Raw genomic sequence first — 14,013 nt, forward strand, 5'->3', positions numbered from 1 at the left:
TCGGTACACCGCATGAGGATTCCGCTGCCGCCGGCCAAAGCGCTGTCCGACGACGACGTTGCGCGGATGCTCTATCAGGCCACCGGCGTGATCGATCTGCTCCTCGACGCGGTCGACAGTGACCCGCTCGGCATCAAAGGACGGACGTTCGAGGGTGCCGAACGTCGGTCCGGCGGACCCGACGACGCGCTGGCCGCCAAGGTCATCGGCGCCATCGACGGACCCCTGGTGTGGGCGGCCGACACCACCGGGCTGCCGGGTACCGCGAAGTGGGCCGACTGGAAGCCTGAGCAACGTCGCGACTGGTGGATCGAGCGGGTCGGGGCCATCACCACCGTCGGAGTGGCATATCCGGGTGTCTTCGGTGCCCTGGTGAACCGTCTGCCGATCCAGACCGTGCTCGGATTCGGTCACCAGGCGATCCTGCTGTGTGCGGTGGCCCGTGCCTACGGCATCGACGACCGCTACCGGCAGACCGATCTGCTGGCCGAGGTGCTGTGCCGCCGGACCCTGAGTTCGCGGACGCTGCTCACCGGTGAGTCCGAAGACGGCGAGAGCAGCGCCGAAAACGACGCGCTGGTGAAACAGATGTGGACCGGCATCGGGAGATCGCGTGCGGTCCTGGGTGAGCTGGGGCGGCGGCCCTCGCCGAAACAGCCGTGGCGCATGCTGTCCGGGCTCCCGCTGGTCGGAGCCCTCGCCAGTTACATCGGGGAGACGGGCGCACTACGCCGGTCGGCCGATGCCGTTGTCCGAGAGGTTGTTTGACTGTCCTAGGGGGAGGTGCCGTCGATGCCGGCGGCGACCAGCGCCTCGTAGCCGCCGATCACATCGGTGGCGCGGTGCAGTCCGAGTAGTTGCAGCGACGCCGCGGCCAGACTCGAGGTGTAGCCCTGCGAACAGATCACGACCCACGGGACGTCGTGGTCGATCGCCTCCGGGATCCGCGCATCGGATGCCGGGTCGAGTCGCCACTCGAGGACGTTGCGCTCGATCACCAGTGCGCCGTCGAACTCACCTTCGGCGGCCCGCTGCGCCGCCGGCCGGATGTCGACGACCAGGGCGCCACCGGCCAGCGCGGCCGGCAGGTCTGATGCGCTGATCCGGTCGAGACCCGAACGGGCCTGGAGTAGAAGATCGTCGATGGTGGCCACGGTGCTCATGCTGCCCCACCGTCGGTGAGAACGGTCTTCGTCCGGCGAAGTGACTGTGCATCGGTCACCTCGTAGTAGGACATGGCCGTCAGAGGCGGGGAGTAGGCGTGGACGCTGAGGGTGGGTTCGCTGGTGACCGGGAGGTTCGGCTTGCGGACCACGTCGTGCACCCAGCCGAGCGGGAATGAGGCCTGATCGCCTTCGTCGAGTGTGCGGGCGCGGAGTTGGTTTCCGGTCCAACGGTATTCGGTCAGGGCGCCGGAGAGCACGGTCAGTGCGCCGAGGGAGCCGGCGTGGTCGTGCAGATCCGTCGACTCGTCCGGGGTCCAGCTGATCAGCCAGAGATCGACATCGTCGTCGTAGTGCAGACGTGTGGCCCACCGGTTCTCGCGATCCCAGCGGCTCGGCAAGAGATGGTCATAGGTGCCGTCGAGCACGTCGGAGGCACTCTGATCCGTCAGACGCAGCAGGTCAGCGGGTCGCAGCCGGGTCGGCAGATGATGGTTGGGTAATCCGGCAGCAGCCGGCCGGGACAGGGTGGAGGTCATGCGGTGGGTACTCCTGGACGTGGTTCGAATGAGGGGGAAAGGTTGCGGTCAGCAACAACACATTCGGTTCCACTGGAGATTCGGTGCCGCGGTCACGCCCACCACAGTGCCCTCGCGACCGTGCTCGGTCCAGATTTACGCGCTCTCTGATTTGAACCGCGCCGTCGACCGTGCCGAAATCACCGTCGAGTGTGCCGAAAACGCAGGGCAGAACTTGCCCGGCGGGCAACTTCGGCACGCTCGACGGCGATAAGGGCACGGTCGACGGGGTGGTGGTGGGGGTCGAGTTTTGACTTGAAATCGGTGTCCCGGATACTGGTGGGTGATAAGCGGGCAGCCGACGTCCATGAGGTCGGAGGGTATGCCCGCTTTTGAGCGCGTACAGCCCACGCGCACTGAACTGATGAGGAGGGGTTGTCGGTGACATACATCATCGCTGAGCCTTGCGTTGACGTCCTGGACAAGGCCTGCGTGGAGGAATGCCCCGTCGACTGCATCTACGAGGGCGAACGGATGCTCTACATCCAGCCCGATGAGTGCGTCGACTGCGGCGCCTGCGAACCGGTGTGTCCGGTCGAGGCGATCTTCTACGAAGACGATGTGCCCGACGAGTGGGAACCCTATGTGAACGCCAACGTCGACTTCTTCGATGATCTGGGTTCGCCGGGCGGTGCCAGCAAACTGGGCAAGGTCGCCTACGACTCGCCGTTCGTGAAGGCTCTGCCCCCGATGAACACCGAGGAATGACAGCCGCATGACGTCGATGCGTGGCCGGACCTCAGTGTCGTCGCGGTTGCCCGAGTTCCCCTGGGACACTCTCGCCGATGCCAAGGAGCGTGCCGCGAGGCATCCCGGCGGCATCGTCGACCTCTCGGTGGGTACCCCGGTCGATCCGGTGGCACCGCTGATTCGTGATGCGTTGTATGAGGCCTCGGATTTCCCGGGCTACCCGGTCACGATCGGTACGGCCGCGCTCCGCACGGCGGCCTGTGCATCGTTGGCGCGTCGGCACGGCATCACCGGCCTCGACAACTCGATGATCCTGCCGGTGATCGGCACCAAAGAGGTCATCGCCGGACTGCCCGCCACTCTCGGGATCGGCGCCGGTGACGACGTCGTGATCCCGGAGGTCGCTTATCCGACATACGAAGTCGGTGCGTTGCTGGCCGGTGCACGACCGGTTCGGGCCGATTCCCTGACCCAGCTCGGACCGAGCACTCCGGCGCTCATCTATCTGAACTCACCGTCCAACCCGACCGGTAAGGTGCTGCCCGTCGAGCATCTGCGCAAGGTGGTGCAGTGGGCGCGTGACCGCGGCACGATCGTGGTTTCCGACGAGTGCTACCTGGGTCTGGCGTGGGATGAAGAGCCGGTGTCGATCCTCGATCCGAGGGTGACCGACGGCGATTTCACCGGGTTGCTGGCGGTTCATTCGTTGTCGAAGACCTCGAATCTGGCCAGCTATCGGGCCGGTTTCCTCGCCGGTGATCCGGCCCTGATCGGTGAACTGCTCGCGGTCCGCAAGCACGCCGGCCTGATCGTTCCGTTCCCCGTGCAGGGCGCGATGACGGCGGCGCTGAGCGATGACACCCATACCGCGCAGCAGCGTGAGCGCTACCGGGCGCGACGCGAGGTCCTGCGTGGGGCAGTGGTGGCTGCCGGTCTGCGCATCGACGAATCGGCTGCCGGCCTGTACCTGTGGGCAACCCGTGATGAAGACAGTCGGGCCACCGTCGACTGGCTCGCCGACCGCGGCATCCTGGCGGCGCCGGGTGAGTTCTACGGTCCCCGCGGAACCCGCCATGTGCGGCTGGCGCTCACCGCGACCGACGAGCGGATCGCGGCGGCGGCCGAACGACTGTCCGCCTGACCCGCGCCTATCCCGAATCTGCGGCCACACCCACCTGAATTCACTGCGCCCACCGGCAATTGCCGGTGGGCGCAGCTGATTCAGGTGGGGGGCGATCAGTTGGCGTGCAGGATGGCGTTGAGCTCGATGCCGTCGCCCTTCCAGGGCACGACCTCGACGGCACCGGTGGTGCTGTTGCGGCGGAACAGCAGGTTGCTCTTGCCGGACAGGTCGCGGGCCTTGATGACCGTTCCGTCCGGACCGGTGACCTTGGTGCCTGCGGTGACGTAGAGGCCGGCCTCGATGACGCAGTCGTCGCCCAGGGCGATGCCGCAGCCGGAGTTGGCGCCGAGCAGGCAGCGCTTGCCCAGGGTGATGATCTCTTTGCCGCCACCGGACAGGGTGCCCATGGTGGAGGCGCCGCCACCGACGTCCGAGCCGTCGCCGACGATGACACCGGCCGAGATGCGGCCCTCGATCATCGACGCGCCCAGGGTGCCGGCGTTGAAGTTCACGAAGCCCTCATGCATGACGGTGGTGCCCTCGGCGAGATGGGCTCCGAGCCGGACACGGCCGGCATCGGCGATCCGAACTCCGCTCGGCACAACGTAATCGACCATGCGGGGGAACTTGTCGATGCCGTTCACGGTCACCTGGCCACGGGCCTTGAGCTTGGCGCGGGTCACCTCGAACCCCTCGACGGCGCACGGACCGAAGTTGGTCCACACGACATTCGACAGTTTCCCGAAGACGCCGTCCATGTTGAGGCCGTGGGGGATGACCAGCCGGTGCGAGAGCAGGTGCAGACGCAGGTACGCGTCGTGGGCGTCGGCCGGGGCGTCGGCGAGCACGATCGAGGTGCGGACGGCGACGGTCCGCACGCCACGGTCGGCGTCGGTGCCGACCAGCGAGATCAGTTCGGCGGGGGTCTCGTCGACGGCGAGTTCGGTGGTCCCGGACGTGGTCTGCTCACCCAACTCGGGTGCGGGATACCAGGTGTCGAGTACTGCGCCCGAGTCGGTCATGGTGGCGATGCCGATTGCGGAGGCTCCAGATGCATTGGTCACCTCCAGAAGTTTACGCGTGGCAGTTTCACCAGGAACAATGCGCGGGTGACATCTACCGTGACATACGCCGAGCGACGGTCCGGAAGCGGAAATCTTGCCTGACGGCTGCATGGTTCTGCTCTGGACTCCCGACGGTTTGATCGTGGCGGACCCGGATGTTTCGCCGGTGTGACTGCGGACATGTTCCGTGAGTTCCGGGCGGTGACGAACCGGTCACCCGCCGAGTTCGGGGATCAGCCGAGCGCGGCGTAGAAGTCGACGCCGTTGCCGTTCGGGTCGAGGACGCCGGCGTACCGCTGCCCCCAGAAGGCGTCGAACGGTTCGAGTTCGCCGACGTGACCGGCCGAGGTCAGCGCGGCGTATCGGGCGTCGACCTCCGCGGTTCCGGAGCATTCGAAGGCCAGGGAGATGCGCTGCCCACCGGCCGCAGCGGTCCAGCCGGGGTTGAACGTGGCCACGCTGGCCGCGGTGTCGAAGAGGATCCGGAAGCCGCCGGCGGCAGTGGTCTCGGCATGCGGGGCGGTGTCGGCGTCATCGGGGAACTCGAGACCGCAGGCGCGATAGAACGCCAGTGTCGCGGCCATGTCGTCGACAACGATGGAGATGGCATTGAGGGTGGGCACGGGTGATGTGGAAGGCGTCATGGCGTCGATGCTATTTGCGACATGGACGATGATGATGAACATTTCGGACATCGGGGGGCTCGTGAGCGTCATCGGTCGGCGACTACGGTGTTCACCGTGACCACCACCGCTCTGGACCTGCATGCCGACCCGATCGACCTGACGGCAGCGCTCGTCGACATCGCCAGTGAGAGCCACGACGAGGTTGCGATCGCCGATGCCGTCGAGGCGGCGCTGCGAGCGCAGACCACCGGTTTCGAGATCGTGCGCCACGGCAACAATGTGCTGGCGCGAACCAACCGCGGTCTCGATCGGCGGGTGATCCTGGCGGGACACCTGGACACCGTGCCCATCGCCGACAACGTGCCGAGCCGGCGCGAACGCGACAGCCCCGAAGGCGATGTGCTCCATGGTTGCGGAACAGTCGACATGAAATCCGGCGACGCGGTCTTCCTGCATCTGGCGGCCACCCTCGACGAACCGACCGCCGATCTCACCCTGGTCTTCTACGACTGCGAGGAGATCGCGGCCAAGTACAACGGACTGGGGTTCATCGAACGCGATCTGCCCGACTGGCTGTCCGGCGATGTCGCGATCCTCGGTGAGCCGACGGCCGGCCAGATCGAGGCCGGCTGCCAGGGCACCTTGCGCGCCCGGCTGACCGCCGCGGGCACCCGAGCACATTCGGCCCGTTCGTGGTTGGGGGACAACGCCATCCACAAACTCGGCGCGGTGTTGCAGACGATGGCCGACTACACGCCTCGCCGGGTCGACATCGACGGTTGCGAATATCGCGAGGGGCTGTCCGCGGTCCGCATCGACGGCGGCGTCGCCGGAAACGTGGTGCCCGACGCGGCGAGCGTGGACGTCAACTTCCGATTCGCACCGGACCGCTCGGTCGAACAGGCCACCGCGCACGTGCGTGAAGTCTTCGCCGCCGCAATCGATTCCGGTGAGGTCACGTTCGAGATCACCGACGCGGCAGGCGGTGCGCTGCCAGGTCTGTCGAACCCGGCGGCCGCGAAGCTGGTCGACGCGGCCGGTGGCCGGTTCCGGGCGAAGTACGGATGGACCGATGTCTCGAGGTTTTCCGCGCTGGGTATCCCGGCGGTCAATCTGGGCCCCGGCGACCCGAACCTCGCACACAAACGTGACGAGCGGGTGCCCACGGCGCAGATCACCGAGGTGACCGACATCCTGCGGCGGTACCTGCTCGGCTGAGGTCTCCTTGCCTCGGGCTTGCCTGTCGGACGCGATGCATTGCACATTGCTAGCGTCTTGGGCATGGCACCTCCCGAACGCGACACCCGGCTGAGTTATCGCGGCGCAGCGCGGATCCGCGAAGACCCACACACACTGACCCAGACCACCGACCAGCGTTTGCTCAGGTCAGCGGACTCGGCCAGGGATCCCTGGCGGGTGCTGCGGATCCAGTCCGAGTTCGTCGAGGGATTCGACAACATGTCGACCGTGCCGCCGGCCGTCACGGTGTTCGGGTCGGCGCGTACCGCGCGCGACACCCCCTACTACAACCTGGGTCGCGAGCTCGGTGCCGCGCTGGCCGAGGCCGGATATCCGGTGATCACCGGCGGTGGTCCGGGATTGATGGAGGCGGTCAACCGGGGTGCCTGTGAGAGCGGTGGCCAATCCATCGGTCTGGGCATCGAGCTCCCGTTCGAGCAGGTGCTGAACGAATGGGTCGATCTCGGGGTCAACTTCCGGTACTTCTTCGTCCGCAAGACGATGTTCGTGAAGTACGCGAAGGCGTTCGTCTGCCTGCCGGGCGGTTTCGGCACCCTCGACGAGCTGTTCGAGGCGCTGACCCTGGTGCAGACGCGGAAGGTCACCCAGTTCCCGATCGTGTTGCTGGGCACCGAGTTCTGGGCGCCACTGCTCGACTGGATCAAGGGGACGCTGACCGAACAGGGGTTCGTGTCAGCGGCCGACGTCGAGCTGCTGCAGGTGACCGACTCCGTCGCCGAGGCAGTGGAGATCATCAAGCTCTCGCGGCAGCGCGAGCACGACGTGCAGAAGCAGGCCGGAAAACCGGAGGATCAGGCATGACCGCGATCTGCGTGTACTGCGCGTCGGGCCCGGTCGCCGATCATCATCTGGCGCTGGCCGCCGAACTGGGCACCGCACTCGGTGCCGGCGGGCACACCCTGGTCTCCGGTGGTGGCAACGTGTCGATGATGGGCGCGGTCGCCCACGCCACCCGCGCGGCCGGCGGCCACACCATCGGGATCATCCCAAAGGCGTTGGTGGCCAGGGAAGTAGCGGACATCGACGCCGACGAACTGGTGATCACCGACACGATGCGGCAGCGCAAGCAGCTGATGGAGGACAAGGCGGACGCCTTCATCACCCTGCCCGGCGGTATCGGCACGCTGGAAGAGTTGTTCGAGACCTGGACCGCCGGGTACCTCGGAATGCACAGCAAACCGGTGGTACTCCTCGACCCCGACGGGCACTACGCGCCGCTGCTCGACTGGCTGGAGACGATGATCGAACCGGGTTTTGTCTCGAGATCGGCGTTGGACCGGTTGGTGCAGACGAGCACGGTGACCGAAGCCCTCGCGGGGTGTGGGGTCTATCTGTGATTATCGGTAACCTTGCCAGTCGGGGGCTTTACCGTGATAGTTCATCGAGCCCCCGATAGGTTGGGCCAAGGGACAACTCACGAGCATCGGAGCTTATGTGGTCAGCGAGAACCGGACCAGTGTTGGACTACTCGACGTGGCCAGGGGGGCACTGGCGATGGTCCCGGATCTTCCGGGAGTCATCCGGCATGCGCCGGGACTGGTACTGCGGAGGCCGAAGGCGCAGGACACCATCGGGTCGGTCTTCAACAAGGTGGTCGCCAAGCATCCGCAGCGCCCCTTCATCCGGTTCGAAGGCGTGTCGATCACCTACGGCGAGGCAAACCGCCAGATCAACCGCTATGCCGACTTCTTCGCCCGTAAGGGTGTCGGCCCGGGCGATGTGGTCGGCGTGCTGGCCAAGAATCATCCGCAGACACTGCTGGTGATGCTCGCGACGGTGAAGCTCGGTGCAGTGGCCGGGATGCTCAACTACAACCAGCGCGGACAGGTGTTGTCCCACAGTGTGAGCATCCTCGACGCGGTGGTGCTGGTGGTCGACCCGGAGGCCGCCGAGGCCCTCGAATCCATCGACAAGACGGAACTGCCCTCCGTCACAGTCGACTTCGTCGAACTCGACGCGCAGGCCGAGGGTTTGAGCGAGAGTAACCCCGAGATCACCGCGAAGCTGCCGGCATCGACCAAGGCCTTCTACATCTTCACCTCCGGCACAACAGGTTTGCCGAAGGCCAGCATCATGTCGCACTACCGCTGGATGACCAGCATGGACGGTATCGGCGGGATGGGCGTGCGTCTGCGGCACACCGACACCATGTATTCGCCGCTACCGCTCTATCACAACAATGCGCTGACCGTGGCGCTGTCCTCGGTGCTGGCCTCGGGTGCGTGTCTGGCCATCGGCAAGTCGTTCTCGGCCTCGCGGTTCTGGGACGACGTCGAAATCAACCGGGCCACCGCGTTCTGCTACATCGGAGAGTTGTGCCGCTACCTGCTGGCCCAACCGGAGCAGCCCACCGATGCCACCAACGGGATCAAGACGATCGTCGGCAACGGCATGCGGGCCGAGATCTGGGACGACTTCGCCGAGCGTTTCGGGATCGAGCGGGTTGTCGAGTTCTACGGCGCCTCCGAGCTGAACCTGGCGTTCATCAATGTCTTCAACATCGACCGGACAGCCGGGTTCTGCCCGCTGCCGTTCAAGATCGTCGAATACGACCACGAGACCGGCGAGCCCGCGCGGGATGCCAAGGGTCGGCTGAGGAGGGTTCCCAAAGGTGAAGTAGGCCTGCTGATCTCGGAGATCTCGTCCAAGGTGCCGTTCGACGGGTACACCGACTCGGATGCCTCGAACAAGAAGATCATCACCGATGCCTTCAAGTCCGGCGACCGCTGGTTCAACTCCGGTGACCTGGTCCGCGACCTCGGGATGAACCACATCGCCTTTGTCGACCGTCTCGGTGACACCTTCCGCTGGAAAGGCGAGAATGTGGCAACCACCCAGGTCGAGGCAGAGCTCGGTGGTGTCGAGTCGATCGAGCACGTGGTGGTCTACGGCGTCGAGGTACCCGGCGCCGACGGCAAGGCCGGCATGGCTGCGATCACCCTGCGCGAGGGCGCGGAGCTCGACCCCAAGGAGTTGGGCGGCTACCTGTACGAGCAGCTGCCCTCGTATGCGATTCCGCTGTTCCTGCGGGTCGTGCCGGAACTGGAACAGACGTCGACCTTCAAGAACCGCAAGGTCGAGCTACGCGATCAGGGATTCACCGACGTGGGCGATGACGATCTCTATGTTTTGACCGGACGTGGCGAAGGGTATGTCAAGTTCTACGATGACTATCCAAATGATGTCGCCGGAGCGAAAGTACCCAGAGGCTGACTTGGCACCCACTCTGTGTGGCCGACCGGTTGCCACGGATCGGGCGTTGGTGATGGCCATCGTCAACCGCACCCCGGACTCGTTCTATGACCGCGGTGTGAGTTTCTCGGACGAAGCCGCGAAATCGCGGGTGGACCAGGCGGTCGCCGAGGGAGCCGACATCGTCGACATCGGCGGCGTCAAGGCCGGTCCGGGCGACATCGTGGATGCCGCGGAAGAGATCCGGCGGGTGTTGCCGATGATCGCCTGGATCCGCGAACGACACCCGGGCCTCATCATCAGCGTCGATACGTGGCGGGCCGATGTGGCCCGCGAGGCGGTGGCCGTCGGCGCCGACCTGATCAACGACACGTGGGCCGGGGCCGACCCAGACCTGGTGTCGGTGGCCGCGGAGCTGTCGGTCGGCATCGTCTGCTCGCACACCGGTGGTGCGGTTCCACGCACCCGCCCGCACCGCGTGCGGTACCCCGATGTGGTGGCCGACGTCGTCGCCGAGGTGACCGGGGCGGCCGCTCGCGCACTCGCGGCCGGTGTGGATCGCGATTCGATCCTTATTGATCCGACCCACGATTTTGGGAAAAATACCCATCACGGGCTGGCTTTGTTACGCCACGTAAAAGTTCTCGTTAACACCGGTTGGCCGGTCCTGATGGCGCTCAGCAACAAGGATTTCGTAGGGGAGACTTTGGGGGTAGGCCTGGAAGATCGGTTGGAGGGGACTCTGGCCGCGACGGCACTCGCAGCCTCTTCGGGGGCCCGGGTCTTTCGCGTACACGAGGTAGCCGCCACACGAAGGGTGGTCGACATGGTGGCCGCGATTGTGGGCACCAGGCCACCTGCCCGAACAGTAAGGGGTTTGGCATGACCGCTGGGAAGCAAGTCACCGGAAGAACCGAACGTGCATGGGCGCCGATCGCATCGGCTCCGCAGGAGTCACCCGCGGCCCATTGGGCTGCGGATCACAGTTGGGACCGTCCTGACTGGACTGTCGAGGAGCTCGTCGCGGCCAAGAACGGCCGGACCGTGTCGGTGGTGTTGCCGGCATTGAACGAAGAAGACACCGTCGCGGACGTGATCGCCTCGATCCGTCCGCTTGTCGGCACCCTCGTCGACGAGCTGATCGTGCTCGACTCGGGGTCCACCGACGCCACCGCCGAGCGGGCGACCGCCGCCGGTGCCCGGGTGATCAGCCGAGAAGAGGCTGTCCCGGAGGTCGAGCCCGTCCGTGGCAAGGGTGAGGTCCTCTGGCGCTCGCTGGCCGCGACCACCGGCGACCTGATCGCATTTGTCGACTCCGACCTGATCGATCCCGATCCGATGTTCGTGCCCAAGTTGCTCGGACCACTGCTCATCAACCCCGAGATCCATCTGGTCAAGGGCTTCTACCGTCGTCCGCTGCGCACCGGACAGGGCGAGGACGCCAACGGCGGCGGCCGGGTCACCGAACTCGTCGCCCGACCGTTGCTGGCCTCGTTCAAGCCCGAACTCACCGCGGTTCTGCAGCCGCTGGGCGGGGAGTACGCCGGCACTCGCGAGCTGTTGTGTGCGGTGCCGTTCGCCCCGGGTTACGGCGTGGAGATCGGCCTGCTGGTCGACACGTACGACCGCTACGGCCTGGCCGGGATCGGCCAGGTCAACCTGGGCGTCCGGACCCACCGCAACCGTCCGTTGGTGGAGCTCGGGGTGATGAGCCGTCAGATCGTCGGCACCCTGATGGGCCGCTGCGGGATCGTCGATTCCGGGGTCGGACTCACCCAGTTCAAGATCCAGCCCGATGGCACGTTCCTGCCGAAAACGACCGAGGTTCATCTCACCGACCGGCCGGCGATGAACACGCTGCGCCCGCCGGTACCTGCGCGACGTCGCCGAGCCTCATAGCACCACCCCAAACGAGCCGGTAATACGAAGACGAGCCACATACATGTGGCTCGTCTTCGTATATCCGGCGCGTTTGGGGGCAGGGGCAGCTACCGTAGTTAGAACATGTTCTAGTTCTACGGGGAGTGGGTAGATGTCGGATTCGATGGTGGGTAAGTCAGTTCTGGTCACCGGTGGTGGCAGCGGGATCGGGGAGGGGATTGCGGCACTGCTCTGTGAGCGGGGCGCGCAGGTCACCATCGTCGGTCGCGGCGCCGAGCGACTCGAGAAGGTCGCCGCCGGACTCAACGCGGGCACCGGAAAGGGTGCCGTGTACGCGCACGCCGCGGACATCACCTCCGAGGAGCAGGTCGCAGGCGCGGTGGCCGCAGCGACGGAACGCACCGGCCGACTCGACGGCATCGTCGCCTGTGCCGGCGGCAGCGAGACCATCGGGCCGATCACCCAGATGGACACCGAGGCCTGGAAGCGGACCGTCGATCTCAATCTGAACGGCACGATGTTCACGATCAAACATGGTGCGCGCGAACTCGTTCGAGGTGGCGGCGGTTCCATCGTGGCGATCTCGTCGATCGCTGCGAGCAATACGCACCGGTGGTTCGGTGCCTACGGTGTCACCAAATCCGGGGTCGATCACCTGGTCGCCTTGGCGGCAGACGAGTTGGGCGCGAGCAACGTTCGCGTCAACGGGATCCGTCCGGGATTGACGCGCACCGAACTCGTCGACCTCGTCGTGCAGGATCCCGCGCTCAGCGAGGACTATCGCGTCAGTACACCGCTGCAGCGCGTGGGCGAGGTCGAGGACGTCGCGGGTCTGGCACTGTTCCTGCTCGGCGCCGAATCGACCTGGATCACCGGGCAGGTCATCAATGTCGACGGTGGCCAGATGCTGCGCCGCGGGCCCGACTTCAGTTCGATGCTCGAACCACTGTTCGGCACTGAGGGTTTGCGCGGGGTAGTTGCCTCGGAAGATGCGGTGACGTCATGACCGCACACGAGGTTCTCGGAACCGAGGTGCAGATGCCGGTCCGGATTCGGCATGCGAGTTGTTTTGTGGCCGGTTTCACGGCGTCGGCCGCTGCGGCACAGGAGATGATCGCCGACACCGGACTGCGGGTGATGCAGGTCAGGCCGGGTAGGACGATGTGCATGCTGGTCTTCGTCGATTATGTGGACGGAGATCTCGGCCCCTACAACGAGTTTGGGGTGTGTGTGCTGCTCGAGGATCCCGACACGCCCGGGCGGTCGACCATTTTGGGAAATCTTCGTGCGCTGGCGACCGGGCAGGCCCGCGCCCTGGTGCATCGTCTGCCGGTCGATGGCGACTTCACGCTCGCCGCAGGCCGCGGGATCTGGGGTTTTCCGAAAACGTTGGCGGACTTCGACGTCGACCACTCGTCGGCAACGAAGCGGGGCGTCGTGAGCGAAGGCGGAAAATTGATTGTCGCGCTCACCGTTCGCCCGGGGATCAAGGTTCCCGATTCTGATGCGACTGCGGTGCTTCGGGCCTACTCGTATCTGGACGGGGTCACGCGCGAGACGCCCTGGGTCCTCAACCGGACCGCTGACACGCGAACCCGGCCCGGGGGAGCGAGCCTGCAGCTCGGATCACATCCGATCGCCGAGGAGCTACGTCGGCTTCGACTCGGCCGGTACGCGCTGATGACGTCGTCGGTCGGGCACATCGAGATGACCTTCGAGGATGCCCAGGTGCGCAGCGCCGGGTAACAGCACCTCAGCCGACCTGGAATAGTGGATGACGTGCTGACACTTCTGCTGTACCTGCTGATCATGGTCGCGGTGATCGGTGTGGTGTTCGCCGTGGTCTGGTTGGTCTTCGGTCGTTCGGAGGATCTTCCCCCGCTCGAGCGCGGAACCACCCTGACGCGTCTGCCCCGCGCCGGGATCACCGGTGAAGACGTGCGGTCACTGCGCTTCGCACAGGTGACCCGTGGCTACAAAGCAACTGAGGTCGACTGGGCGCTCGAGAAACTCGCCCGCGAAATCGACGAGTTGCGGAATGCACTACACGATCTTCAAGCTCGTGAAGAGGCCGAAAGCCCTGCGCAACGGGAAGAATAACCGGTCGGCGGTCCGTAGTATGGAGCGCGACCACGCAGCACCGAAACGTGCGGTGTCAGCAAACGCTGGCATCGACCTAATAAGATCAGACTTCGACGCCGACTGAGGCAGCGAATCTGAAGGGAGCAGAGATGGCGGCGATGAAGCCACGGACCGGGGACGGTCCCCTTGAAGCAACCAAGGAGGGGCGAGGAATCGTTGTTCGCATCCCCATCGAGGGCGGTGGCCGACTGGTTGTCGAGCTGACCTCGGACGAGGCGGCAGCATTGGGTGAAGAATTGCGCGGGGTGACCGCCTGAGTACCACGCCGTAAGGGCAACTGAAGGAGACGATCGA

The 14,013-nt window shown here is 65.6% G+C and carries 17 protein-coding genes; 13 read left to right on the top strand and 4 right to left on the bottom strand.

Annotated elements, in window-relative coordinates; all coding sequences use genetic code 11:
• The first annotated feature begins 12 nt into the window (after positions 1 to 12).
• Positions 13 to 768, top strand: coding sequence for a hypothetical protein (locus AC51GR_RS05075; RefSeq protein ID WP_496323524.1), 756 nt, complete (start codon positions 13 to 15; stop codon positions 766 to 768).
• 5 nt (positions 769 to 773) lie between these two features.
• Here the strand turns inward: AC51GR_RS05075 and AC51GR_RS05080 are convergent, their stop codons facing one another.
• Together AC51GR_RS05080 and AC51GR_RS05085 are read right to left on the bottom strand one after the other, a co-directional pair.
• Positions 774 to 1,163 (bottom strand): rhodanese-like domain-containing protein, encoded by a 390-nt coding sequence (locus tag AC51GR_RS05080; RefSeq protein ID WP_496323525.1) that lies wholly within the window; start codon positions 1,161 to 1,163, stop codon positions 774 to 776.
• Positions 1,160 to 1,702: a cysteine dioxygenase gene (locus tag AC51GR_RS05085; protein WP_496323526.1), complete on the bottom strand. Its 543-nt coding sequence runs from the start codon at positions 1,700 to 1,702 to the stop codon at positions 1,160 to 1,162. Before AC51GR_RS05085 ends, AC51GR_RS05080 begins: the two co-directional genes overlap by 4 nt.
• A 420-nt stretch (positions 1,703 to 2,122) precedes the next feature.
• On the opposite strand from AC51GR_RS05085, the gene fdxA reads away from it, so the two are divergent.
• The gene (gene fdxA / locus AC51GR_RS05090; protein ID WP_331887121.1) at positions 2,123 to 2,449 is read left to right on the top strand and encodes a ferredoxin; all 327 of its coding nucleotides are present in this window, start codon (positions 2,123 to 2,125) and stop codon (positions 2,447 to 2,449) included.
• 7 nt (positions 2,450 to 2,456) lie between these two features.
• Entirely contained in the window at positions 2,457 to 3,572 is a 1,116-nt protein-coding gene (dapC, locus tag AC51GR_RS05095; protein ID WP_496323527.1) for a succinyldiaminopimelate transaminase, read from the top strand.
• A 95-nt stretch (positions 3,573 to 3,667) separates the two neighbouring features.
• Here dapC and dapD read toward each other — a convergent pair whose 3' ends face one another.
• The gene (dapD, locus tag AC51GR_RS05100; RefSeq protein WP_496323528.1) at positions 3,668 to 4,618 is read right to left on the bottom strand and encodes a 2,3,4,5-tetrahydropyridine-2,6-dicarboxylate N-succinyltransferase; all 951 of its coding nucleotides are present in this window, start codon (positions 4,616 to 4,618) and stop codon (positions 3,668 to 3,670) included.
• Between the two features lie 233 nt (positions 4,619 to 4,851).
• Positions 4,852 to 5,262, bottom strand: coding sequence for a VOC family protein (locus AC51GR_RS05105; protein ID WP_496323529.1), 411 nt, complete (start codon positions 5,260 to 5,262; stop codon positions 4,852 to 4,854).
• Between the two features lie 87 nt (positions 5,263 to 5,349).
• Here AC51GR_RS05105 and dapE point away from each other — a divergent pair, with 87 nt between their 5' ends.
• The 10 genes from dapE to AC51GR_RS05155 all read left to right on the top strand — a co-directional run bounded on the left by dapE (position 5,350) and on the right by AC51GR_RS05155 (position 13,976).
• On the top strand, positions 5,350 to 6,462 hold the full coding sequence (dapE, locus tag AC51GR_RS05110) for a succinyl-diaminopimelate desuccinylase (RefSeq protein WP_496324089.1): 1,113 nt from the start codon (positions 5,350 to 5,352) through the stop codon (positions 6,460 to 6,462).
• A 63-nt stretch (positions 6,463 to 6,525) separates the two neighbouring features.
• Positions 6,526 to 7,305, top strand: a complete 780-nt coding sequence (locus tag AC51GR_RS05115; RefSeq protein ID WP_496323530.1) for an LOG family protein — start codon at positions 6,526 to 6,528, stop codon at positions 7,303 to 7,305.
• Positions 7,302 to 7,841 carry an LOG family protein gene (locus AC51GR_RS05120; RefSeq protein WP_496323531.1) on the top strand — a complete coding sequence of 180 codons (540 nt, stop codon included), beginning with the start codon at positions 7,302 to 7,304 and terminating at the stop codon, positions 7,839 to 7,841. Before AC51GR_RS05115 ends, AC51GR_RS05120 begins: the two co-directional genes overlap by 4 nt.
• A 157-nt stretch (positions 7,842 to 7,998) precedes the next feature.
• Positions 7,999 to 9,717: a long-chain-acyl-CoA synthetase gene (locus AC51GR_RS05125; protein WP_496324090.1), complete on the top strand. Its 1,719-nt coding sequence runs from the start codon at positions 7,999 to 8,001 to the stop codon at positions 9,715 to 9,717.
• The gene (gene folP, locus AC51GR_RS05130) at positions 9,671 to 10,582 is read left to right on the top strand and encodes a dihydropteroate synthase (protein ID WP_496323532.1); all 912 of its coding nucleotides are present in this window, start codon (positions 9,671 to 9,673) and stop codon (positions 10,580 to 10,582) included. The genes AC51GR_RS05125 and folP overlap by 47 nt, the downstream gene beginning before the upstream one ends.
• Positions 10,579 to 11,595, top strand: a complete 1,017-nt coding sequence (locus tag AC51GR_RS05135) for a glucosyl-3-phosphoglycerate synthase (RefSeq protein WP_496323533.1) — start codon at positions 10,579 to 10,581, stop codon at positions 11,593 to 11,595. The genes folP and AC51GR_RS05135 overlap by 4 nt, the downstream gene beginning before the upstream one ends.
• Positions 11,596 to 11,728: 133 nt before the next feature.
• A complete protein-coding gene (locus AC51GR_RS05140; protein ID WP_496323534.1) occupies positions 11,729 to 12,583 on the top strand; it encodes an SDR family oxidoreductase in 855 nt (284 codons plus the stop codon).
• Entirely contained in the window at positions 12,580 to 13,323 is a 744-nt protein-coding gene (locus AC51GR_RS05145) for an acetoacetate decarboxylase family protein (RefSeq protein WP_496323535.1), read from the top strand. Before AC51GR_RS05140 ends, AC51GR_RS05145 begins: the two co-directional genes overlap by 4 nt.
• 33 nt (positions 13,324 to 13,356) lie before the next feature.
• On the top strand, positions 13,357 to 13,677 hold the full coding sequence (locus tag AC51GR_RS05150; RefSeq protein WP_496323536.1) for a DivIVA domain-containing protein: 321 nt from the start codon (positions 13,357 to 13,359) through the stop codon (positions 13,675 to 13,677).
• Positions 13,678 to 13,808: 131 nt separating this feature from the next.
• Positions 13,809 to 13,976 carry a DUF3117 domain-containing protein gene (locus tag AC51GR_RS05155; RefSeq protein WP_023963302.1) on the top strand — a complete coding sequence of 56 codons (168 nt, stop codon included), beginning with the start codon at positions 13,809 to 13,811 and terminating at the stop codon, positions 13,974 to 13,976.
• The last annotated feature ends 37 nt before the right edge of the window (positions 13,977 to 14,013 follow it).

It is taken from the genome of Williamsia sp. z71 (assembly GCF_059553375.1).

What these genes read in the sequence shown, in the direction of transcription:
- AC51GR_RS05075 (WP_496323524.1), top strand. Translation starts at nt 13, where the DNA reads ATGAGGATTCCGCTGCCGCCGGCCAAAGCGCTGTCCGACGACGACGTT.
- AC51GR_RS05080 (WP_496323525.1), bottom strand. Translation starts at nt 1,163, where the DNA reads ATGAGCACCGTGGCCACCATCGACGATCTTCTACTCCAGGCCCGTTCG.
- AC51GR_RS05085 (WP_496323526.1), bottom strand. Translation starts at nt 1,702, where the DNA reads ATGACCTCCACCCTGTCCCGGCCGGCTGCTGCCGGATTACCCAACCAT.
- dapC (WP_496323527.1), top strand. Translation starts at nt 2,457, where the DNA reads ATGACGTCGATGCGTGGCCGGACCTCAGTGTCGTCGCGGTTGCCCGAG.
- AC51GR_RS05105 (WP_496323529.1), bottom strand. Translation starts at nt 5,262, where the DNA reads ATGACGCCTTCCACATCACCCGTGCCCACCCTCAATGCCATCTCCATC.
- AC51GR_RS05115 (WP_496323530.1), top strand. Translation starts at nt 6,526, where the DNA reads ATGGCACCTCCCGAACGCGACACCCGGCTGAGTTATCGCGGCGCAGCG.
- AC51GR_RS05120 (WP_496323531.1), top strand. Translation starts at nt 7,302, where the DNA reads ATGACCGCGATCTGCGTGTACTGCGCGTCGGGCCCGGTCGCCGATCAT.
- AC51GR_RS05125 (WP_496324090.1), top strand. Translation starts at nt 7,999, where the DNA reads ATGGTCCCGGATCTTCCGGGAGTCATCCGGCATGCGCCGGGACTGGTA.
- folP (WP_496323532.1), top strand. Translation starts at nt 9,671, where the DNA reads ATGACTATCCAAATGATGTCGCCGGAGCGAAAGTACCCAGAGGCTGAC.
- AC51GR_RS05135 (WP_496323533.1), top strand. Translation starts at nt 10,579, where the DNA reads ATGACCGCTGGGAAGCAAGTCACCGGAAGAACCGAACGTGCATGGGCG.
- AC51GR_RS05140 (WP_496323534.1), top strand. Translation starts at nt 11,729, where the DNA reads ATGTCGGATTCGATGGTGGGTAAGTCAGTTCTGGTCACCGGTGGTGGC.
- AC51GR_RS05145 (WP_496323535.1), top strand. Translation starts at nt 12,580, where the DNA reads ATGACCGCACACGAGGTTCTCGGAACCGAGGTGCAGATGCCGGTCCGG.
- AC51GR_RS05155 (WP_023963302.1), top strand. Translation starts at nt 13,809, where the DNA reads ATGGCGGCGATGAAGCCACGGACCGGGGACGGTCCCCTTGAAGCAACC.